Origin of the sequence: Edaphobacter sp. (assembly GCF_035532915.1) — a bacterium.
Lineage (GTDB): Bacteria > Acidobacteriota > Terriglobia > Terriglobales > Acidobacteriaceae > Edaphobacter.
On the sequence record NZ_DATKQC010000393.1, the window covers coordinates 1 to 8,582 of the forward strand.

General features: G+C 61.2%; 7 protein-coding genes. 1 reads left to right on the forward strand and 6 read right to left on the reverse strand.

Annotated elements, in window-relative coordinates; translation table 11 throughout:
* Window positions 1-66: 66 nt before the first annotated feature.
* From efp to VMU57_RS18675, 3 genes are all read right to left on the reverse strand, one after another.
* Window positions 67-624, reverse strand: coding sequence for an elongation factor P (gene efp / locus VMU57_RS18665; RefSeq protein ID WP_325386192.1), 558 nt, complete (start codon window positions 622-624; stop codon window positions 67-69).
* A gap of 113 nt (window positions 625-737) precedes the next feature.
* Window positions 738-1,685: a nuclease gene (locus VMU57_RS18670; RefSeq protein ID WP_325386194.1), complete on the reverse strand. Its 948-nt coding sequence runs from the start codon at window positions 1,683-1,685 to the stop codon at window positions 738-740.
* A gap of 1 nt (window position 1,686) precedes the next feature.
* Complete coding sequence (locus VMU57_RS18675; protein ID WP_325386196.1) at window positions 1,687-2,262, reverse strand: aminodeoxychorismate/anthranilate synthase component II; 576 nt, start codon at window positions 2,260-2,262, stop codon at window positions 1,687-1,689.
* Window positions 2,263-2,378: 116 nt separating this feature from the next.
* Here VMU57_RS18675 and VMU57_RS18680 point away from each other — a divergent pair, with 116 nt between their 5' ends.
* Complete coding sequence (locus VMU57_RS18680) at window positions 2,379-2,711, forward strand: hypothetical protein (RefSeq protein ID WP_325386198.1); 333 nt, start codon at window positions 2,379-2,381, stop codon at window positions 2,709-2,711.
* 70 nt (window positions 2,712-2,781) lie between these two features.
* On the opposite strand, the gene infB is transcribed toward VMU57_RS18680, so the two are convergent.
* The 3 genes from infB to rimP all read right to left on the reverse strand — a co-directional run bounded on the left by infB (window position 2,782) and on the right by rimP (window position 8,309).
* Window positions 2,782-5,931, reverse strand: a complete 3,150-nt coding sequence (gene infB, locus VMU57_RS18685) for a translation initiation factor IF-2 (protein ID WP_325386200.1) — start codon at window positions 5,929-5,931, stop codon at window positions 2,782-2,784.
* A 135-nt stretch (window positions 5,932-6,066) separates the two neighbouring features.
* Window positions 6,067-7,665 carry a transcription termination factor NusA gene (nusA, locus tag VMU57_RS18690; RefSeq protein WP_325386202.1) on the reverse strand — a complete coding sequence of 533 codons (1,599 nt, stop codon included), beginning with the start codon at window positions 7,663-7,665 and terminating at the stop codon, window positions 6,067-6,069.
* A gap of 71 nt (window positions 7,666-7,736) precedes the next feature.
* Window positions 7,737-8,309, reverse strand: coding sequence for a ribosome maturation factor RimP (rimP, locus tag VMU57_RS18695; protein ID WP_325386204.1), 573 nt, complete (start codon window positions 8,307-8,309; stop codon window positions 7,737-7,739).
* Window positions 8,310-8,582: the final 273 nt, after the last annotated feature.

Here is an 8,582-nt window from a genome sequence, read left to right on the forward strand (position 1 = left end):
GCGAACCTTCAAAGAAATGGCCGTTTCCTCCAAGAGGAAACGGCCATTTTAACGCGGTGCTCAAGATTATGCGCGGCTCATGTACGCGCCTTCGGCGGTGTCCACGCGAATCTTTTCGCCTTCGTTGATGAACGGAGGCACCTGCACGACGAGTCCTGTCTCCAGCTTGGCAGGCTTGGTGACGGAAGACGCCGTTGCCGACTTGATGCCCGGCTCGGTCTCCACCACGGTCATCTCGACCACCAGCGGAAGCTCGATGCCGACTGCCTTGCCATCGTGGTAGCTCACGCCAATCGTCAGGTTGGGCAGCAAGTAGTCGACGGCGTCGCCCAAGGTCTCGCGCTTCAGCATGGTCTGCTCGAAGCTCGCGTCCATGAAGTAGTAGTCATCGCCATCGTTGTAGAGGAACTCCATCTTGATCTCGTCGACGAAGACGCGGTCGATGGGATCAGGCGAACGGAAGCGCTCGGTGAACATCGCTCCGGTGCGGACGTTGCGCAGCTTGGCCTGGATGAAGGCGCGGAGATTGCCCGGCGTGCGATGCTCGACGGAGAAGACCAGATGAAGGTCGTCTTTGTACTTGATAACCATGCCCGGTCGCATCTGCGTGGCGGGAATCGACATAAGGAAAACCCCTGATTTCTATTGCTGTATTTGGAAGTGGCAGAGCGGGCACGGAATCGCCGCAGACTCGCCCACAACCCTTTAATTGTAGCTCAGTGAGCCCTCTGTAAGACTCAGCCGCGGCCAAACAGCCGCTTAAAGAAGTGGCCAATCCAGTGGCCCACATCCGAATGATGCTGCGCCGCCAGAGCTGGTGGTGCTGCAGCCGCTGGCGCCGCTGCCTGCACCGTCGCTGGCGCATTCGTCTCCGCTGGCTCGCTGGGCGGCTGCGTATTGGCTGAATTGTTTCCATTGGCGTCGTAACTCAATGTCGTCGCCACCTGCGCGTGGACTACGCCCTCTGGGGCCTGCGGAACCGACGCGGCAGGCGCAAGGCCGTTGCTGATGGCCGCGGGAAAAGGATGCTGCGCCTCCGCTGCCTGCCTGGTACTGCCGGCCTTCAAAGCCGCATCGGCCAGAGAGAGTCCTGGCGCTGGAGCAGGCGGGCAGCCGCACGGAGAGCTTTCGTTGTCCACGACTTCCTTCAGGCTGCCGTGCTCGAACAAAACGTGCTGGCCGGGGCGCAGGTTGTAGCTCGATTCGCCAAACTGATCAGCGCCAGTCAGAATCGGCGCATTTGCCCCACGGTTCTCGACACAGGTATCGCCGTTGCTGGTGACGCGAAGCATCAGGTCAAGCGGCCCGCTGCTGCCGATGCCGAAACGCAAGTCAGGCGTCATGATGACATCGCTGATCGTCGCTGCCATCTGCACTTCAATTGCGCCGCGGTCGAGCGACAGCATCAGCGGCGCAGGCCCTGTCACGCTCTTGCCAGCGGTGATGTGCAGGCCGCTGGTAGCACAGACATGAATGGTGCCGCCGCGATTCAAGGTAACTTCCGCGGTGTGGTCTTTCGCGGTCACAGTGGTGTTGGCGACCAGAACGGCGCGGCCATTGTTGACGGTAAGCTCGCCTGCTACCGTCGCGTCCTGCACGGCCACGTTGCCGATAGGCTGCTGCGCCTGTGCGGCTCCGCAAAGTACCGCGAACAAAAACGCCAACTGGAGCTTCATCTTCACCACGTTACATCTTCAGGAAATTCTTGATGATCTGCTTGCCGTGCACGGTCAACACGCTCTCGGGATGGAACTGCACCCCTTCGATGGGCAGCTCGCGATGACGCAGCGCCATGATTGTCTCGCCATCAACGGTTCGCGCGGAGACTTCCAGCTCTTCGGGAAAGCCATCCTCGGCGACGATCAGCGAGTGATAGCGCGTGCAGGTCATCGCGGATGGAATGCCCTTGAAGATGGTCTTTCCGTCGTGCTCCACTTCGCTGGTCTTGCCATGCATCAGCTTGGGAGCGCGCACGACGTTGCCGCCGAACGCCGCGCCGATGGCCTGATGGCCGAGGCAGACGCCCAGAAGCGGAACGCGGCGCTTTGCCTTCGCAAAGTGCCGGATCAGCTCGATGCTGATGCCTGCGTCCTGTGGAGTGCAGGGCCCGGGCGAGATCAGGATGTGGTCCGGATGCAGGGCTTCGACCTCGGTCGGAGTCAGCTCATCGTTGCGGCGAATCACCATCTCAGCGCCAAGCTCACCCATGTACTGCACCAGGTTGTAGGTAAAGGAGTCGTAGTTGTCGAGCACGAAGACCATAGGATTCCTCTGATTTTACGCCTTTGCAGACAAACCGTCCGAGGGCCTCTCGCCTCGGCCTGCTCGCTGGATTTCGGCTCTCAAACAGCAGTAGACTTACCACGTGAGTTTCGAGCATGTTGACCGAGGTCGCCAAGCCGATTGCCCTTCTGCTATGCATGCTCTCCCTGTGCGCCGTATTCCAAACGGCGTTTCTGGTTCCCGCCAGCGATCTGCATCAGACGATTCTGGACTCTCTCGAACTGTTGTTAATGGCTGCCGGAATCTCGCTGATCAGTGGATTGATCTTTCGCGAATCCGCAGAAGAGCCGTCAGCCGATAGCAAGCGACTCATGACGACGCTCCCGGTTCAGGTATTCTGCTGGGCCGCAACAACGATGCTGCTTCTCTTTGTCTGCTGCTGGTATCTGGAAAGCCACTGCATCTTCTACCGGGACATTCGCTACTGAACGCAGGCTATAGCGAAATAAAAGGCGGGACCGAAGTCCCGCCTTTCAGGGGATGAGGCTACCGATTGCTTCAGGCGTTGACCGAGTTTTCGTTCGCAGCTGTTGCGGCAGCTTCTGCGGCGATCTTTTCCTTTTCGGCCTTCTCGGCCTTGCGTGCAGCGGCAGAGTTCTGGCCAAGCTCGGCAGCGAGCGTCTCCGTGGTGAAGGACTCGATGACGTCGCCTGCCTTGATGTCCTTGAAACCGGCGAGATCAATACCGCACTCGACGCCCTGACGGACCTCGGCGACATCTTCCTTGACGCGCTTGAGGCTGGAGATCTTGCCCTTCCAGACTTCGTTGCCGTCGCGCAGGACGCGAACCTGAGCAGCCCGCTGGATGATGCCGTCGGTGACGCGGCAACCCGCAATCTGGCCGACCTTGGTGATCTTGAAGACCTGCAGCACTTCTGCGCGGCCTGCATAGTTCTCCTTGTAGACCGGCTCGAGCAAGCCATACATCGCCTTGGTGATCTGGTCCTGAAGCTCGTAGATGATCGAGTGCAGACGAATCTCGACGTTCTCGCGCTCCGCAATCTCTGCGGCCTTGCGGTCGGGACGGACGTTGAAGCCGATGATGACGGCGTTCGATGCCGACGCGAGCAGAACGTCGGACTCGGTGATAGCGCCGACGCCCGAGTGCAGGACGCGTACGCGGACCTTCTCGGTGGACATGCGCTGCAGCGAGTCGGCCAGCACTTCGACCGAACCCTGCACGTCGCCCTTGAGGATCAGGTTCAGGTCCTTCATGCCGGCCTGCTTGATCTGTTCGGCGAGGCCTTCGAGCGAGACGCGGGAGCTCTTGGCCAGTTGCGCCTCGCGCTCCTTCATCTTGCGGTACTGGGCGATGCCCTTGGCCTTGTCGCGATCTGCCATGACCAGGAAGGTGTCGCCGGCATCCGGCATGCTTTCGAGGCCGAGGATTTCAACCGGTGTAGACGGCCCGGCTTCGGTGATGGAGCGTCCACGGTCATCGAACATGGCGCGAATCTTGCCGAAGGTATTGCCGACGATGTAGCTGTCACCAAGGCGGAGAGTTCCGTTCTGAACGAGGATCGAGGCGACCGCACCGCGGCCACGGTCGAGCTTGGCTTCGATGACAGTTCCGACTGCGGGACGGTCAAGCACAGCCTTGGGTGCGCTGATGTCGGCAACCAGGCAGATCATCTCCTCGAGCAGATCGAGGCCGATGCGCTTCTTCGCCGAGACTTCGACGAACTCCGTATCGCCGCCCTGGTTCGAAGGCTGAAGACCGCGAGCAGCCAGCTGCTGGATGACCTTGGCTGGGTTTGCGTCCGGCTTGTCGATCTTGTTGACAGCGACGATGATCGGCACCTTGGCGGCGCGAGCATGGTCGATGGCCTCGAGGGTCTGCGGCATGACGCCATCATCTGCCGCGACGACAACGACGACGATGTCGGTGATCTTCGCTCCGCGAGCACGCATGCGGGTGAAGGCCTCGTGACCGGGAGTATCGAGGAAGACGATCTCGCGACCGAAGGCGGGGGAGTCGGGCTTGGTGACATGGACCTTGTAGGCTCCGATGTGCTGAGTGATGCCGCCGGCCTCGCCCGAGGCGACGTCGGTGGAACGGATGGCATCGAGCAGCGAGGTCTTACCGTGATCGACGTGGCCCATGACGGTGACAACGGGCGAACGGGCGATCTCGACCATGCCGGTGGTGTCTTCGAGGAAGCCTTCGATGGCCTCGTTCTCCAACTGCTCTTCGACCGTGATGACCTGGGCATCGGCGCCGAACTGGCGGGCTACGTCCTTGACCAGCTCGCCTTCGAGCGACTGGTTGACGGTGACGAATACACCCTTCATCAGCAGCGTGGCGATGAGGTCCTTGCCGCGTACGTCGAGCTTCTCGGCGAGATCCTTAACGCTGATGCCCTCGGTGACGGTGATGGTCTTGGTGATGGGCAACGGCTCACGCGAGATCTGAGCGCCGCCGAAACGCGATGGCGGCTGGAAGCCCTTCATCGGGCCTTCTTTGCTCTTCTCGTAGCGCTGGTTGCCACGACGCGAGGCCGGGCGTGCCGCCGGGCGCATTCCTGGCTTCTCGCCAGGGCCGAGCGGTGCTCCGGGAGCCGCACCGGGGGCGCCGGGACGAGCACCAAAGCCAGGACGAGCGCCAAAGCCGGGGCGAGGTGCACCGGGAGCGAAGCCGGGACGAGGTGGACCGCCGGGGCCGCCGGGATAGGTGCGGGTCGGGTGCATGGGACGGCGTGCGCCGGGCGCCATTGACGGAGGACGAGAACCGGGAGCTCCGGGGGCCTGCGGACGCGGACGCTCAAAGATAGGACGGCTGCGTGCCGGAGCTCCGGGAGCCACAGGCGGAGCGGTATAGATGGGCCGCGGGCCGGTCTGCGGCATGATGATGCGGCGCGGCGGAGGACCAGCAGGAGCTGCCGGAGCCGGTGGCGGAGCAGCAGCTTCGACTGGAGCCTCGGAAGCAGCGGCAGGGGCTTCGGGTGCAGAAGCTGCTGGCGGAGTTGTGGCTGCGGGCTGCGCGACAGGGGCCGGAGGAGCAGCTACAACAGGCGGCGTTGCGGCTGCAGGCTTCGCGGCAGTAGGCGCAACGGCGGCCGGGGGGGCGACGGGATGCGGAGCCGCAGGAGCCGAAACGGGCGGACGCGCGATCACTGGGCCGACCGGGGGTTTGCTTGCAATCGCCGGAACCGCCGGAGGCGTGGGAGTAATAATGTTCGCGGCCTGTCGCGGCAAGGGAACGATGCGGCGCGGCGCAGGTGGTGTCGCCGGGGCAGACGCTGGTGCAGCCGCCGAGGCAGAGATCGAGACGGCAGGAGCTGCCGGTCGCGACGCCACCGGAGCTGCATGAGCTGTGGGTGGAGGTGCGGCGACGACTGCCGTGGGACGCGGTGGAGCAGCCTTGGCGGCGGCCTCAGCTTGCTTGCGCTCGAGGATGGCCTTGAGCGCGTCGCCGGGCTTGGAGACCTTGGAGAGATCAAACTTCGGCTTGACCTCGGATTGCTGCCTGCTTGCGCTCGAGGTGCGGCTTCCACCGTTGAAGTAGCTGCGCACCTTCTCGGCCTGATCGGCCTCGATCGAGCTGGAGTGCGTCTTCCCAGTAACGCCGATCGCTTCAAGCGCATCGAGAATCGGCCTGCTCTTTACTTCCAGTTCTCGTGCCAGATCGTTGATTCGAACTTTGCTCATCCGTCCCTTTTCGCTTCCCTGCGCCCTTAGCTGTTCATATCAGCCTCATTGAGGTAGGAATCTTTGATTATAAGTATTATCGCCGAAATGCCTTTGAGGCGATTCGGCGAAGAATTGGTTGCGCGGCAGTTGCAGCTAGCCACGGTCTGATCCATCGCTATCGATGCCTTCGTCGGAGATCTCCTGGCTCTCATTCACCAGGGAATCCACGCTGTCGTTGTCTGACTCAATCTGCTCTTCGCGAGCGTCCGCATCGCTGAATGCGTCGCTTGCCTCATCTTCGGCTTCGGCAATCTCTTCGGAAGAGGTATCGTCCACCTCTTCTGCGGTTCCGGTCTCTGCTGCTTCAGCGAGAATTGCCTCTGGGGTCTTGTTCATGGTGTCTGCCTCCGCTCCTTCGCTTTCAGATGCGGCTTCGTCGGCTGCGGGAGCTTGAACGGCAGGCCGCTCCTCACCCTCTTCGTACTGGCCGAAGTAGTGGCGAACGGCCACGGAGATCTTTTCTACAGTCTTTTCGCCGATGCCGGGGACTTCTTCGAGCTGCTCGGGGGTCATGTCGGCCAGCGCTTCGACCGTGGTGATGCCTGCGGCGATGAGCTTCTCGAGAACGGCTTCGCCGAGCTCAGTGACCTGTTCAATGGGCGTGGTGGGTCCGCCGCCCATGGCCTGCATCTGTTGCTCGACCTCCTGGCGCTTCTCCTCTTCGCTCTTGATATCAATCTTCCACTGCAGGAGCTTGGCAGCGAGGCGGACGTTCTGGCCCTTCTTGCCGATGGCAAGCGAGAGCTGGGTGTCGTCGACGATGACCTCGATCTGCTTCTCCCCGAGGTCGGTGATGGAGACGCGGCTGACCTTGGCTGGCTGCAACGCCTTCTCGGCGAACGTGGTTATCTCTTCGGAGAACTCGATGATGTCGATCTTCTCGCCGCGAAGCTCACGGATGATGGACTGCACGCGCATGCCCTTCATGCCGACGCAGGCGCCGACTGGGTCGACGTCCTTGTCGCGGGACTGTACTGCAATCTTGGTGCGCTCGCCAGCCTCGCGGGCGATGGCCTTGATGCTCACGGTGCCGTCGTAGATCTCGGGAACCTCGGACTGGAAGAGGTTTTGGACGAGCCCCGGCGCGGCGCGGGAGACGATGACCTGCGGGCCCTTGGCGGCGCGGTCGACACGGAGCAGGACAACGCGGACGCGCTCACCGACGGCGAACTGCTCGAGGCGCGACTGCTCGCGCTTGGGCATGCGGGCTTCGGCCTTGCCGAGGTCGAAGATGACGTCCATGGGCTCGAGGCGCTTCACGGTGGCGTTGAGGACTTCACCGGCGCGGTGGTTGTACTCGTTGAACACAGTGTCGCGCTCGGCTTCGCGGACCTTCTGGAAGATGACCTGCTTGGCCATCTGGGCGGCGATGCGGCCGAGCGGCGTGGTGTCCTTGTAGAAGCGGAGCTCGCCGCCGACTTCGACCTCGGGCGCGAGTTCGCGGGCCTGATCGAGAGTCAGTTGGTTGATATCGTCTTCGACCTGTTCGGGGGTCTCGACTACGGTCTTGTAGACGTAGGCACGGATCTCGCCGGTTTCGCGGTCCATCTCGGCGCGCATGTTCTCCTGCGTCTTGTAGAACTTGCGGGTGGCGAGGGCGATGGCGTCTTCAACTGCGCCTACAACGACCTCGGGCTCGATTCCCTTGTCCCGGCTTAACGTCTCAATGGATTGATACAAAACACTTGCCATCGGTCACTTGTCCTTCACTGCCCCAGATTGCGGGGCTTTCCTGCTGCCTATCGTTACTTTGATGCGGGTACTTAGATCTCCGCGACCAGGTTTGCCTTCTCGATATTCGCTAACGGAATATCGACGGTTTGTTCGGTTGCGGCCTTCTTTGCCTTGCCCTTTTGCTTGATGGCGGAGAGGTCGACGGTCGCCGCGTTGTCTGCGAATTTAACCAGCCTGCCCTGCCATTGCCGGTTGTTGTTGATCGGCGTGAATGTCTGAATCTTTACCAGATTGCCTTGAAATCTGGTGAAATCCTCTGCGCTGTATAACTTGCGCTCGAGACCGGGAGAGGAGACTTCAAGGGTGTACTCTGCTCCGGGGATGAGGTCTTCTACGTCGAGCACGGTGCCGAAGTCCCGAGCAAACTGGGCGCAATCCTCGTGGGTTACGCCGGAGAGCATCTCTACGGGGACGCCCTTGGGCAGCTCGTCGGGATTGGCGGCCTCAGCCAGCTTGGCGCGCTCAACCGCATTCTTTTCAAGAAAGATGCGCAGCGTGCGGAACTTGCCGCCGCCCTGAAACTCGATATCGACGAGGTCGAGGTTGTGCGACGCGGCGACGCGTTGTGCGGTGGCTCGAATTGTGTCCAATTTCAACGACATAGCGGTCTGTTCCGGATCGTTTTTAAGGCAAATAAAAAGTGGGTTCTCACCCACTCATCTCTTCCGTCAATTTGCCGGTGCGGTCACGGCTGTTCGAACAACGGAACAAAAGCGTTCTTTTTGATGATACATCTAGTTTTTCGGGAATTCAATGGCATCGTCCTCATTCGCTGTAAGGGAACTGTTTCATAATGTTGGTTGGTGTTCGGGACAGGATGAGATTTTGATGACTGAGCGGATCAAACGTAGTTCCTATCTTCTGGCTGTGATCGT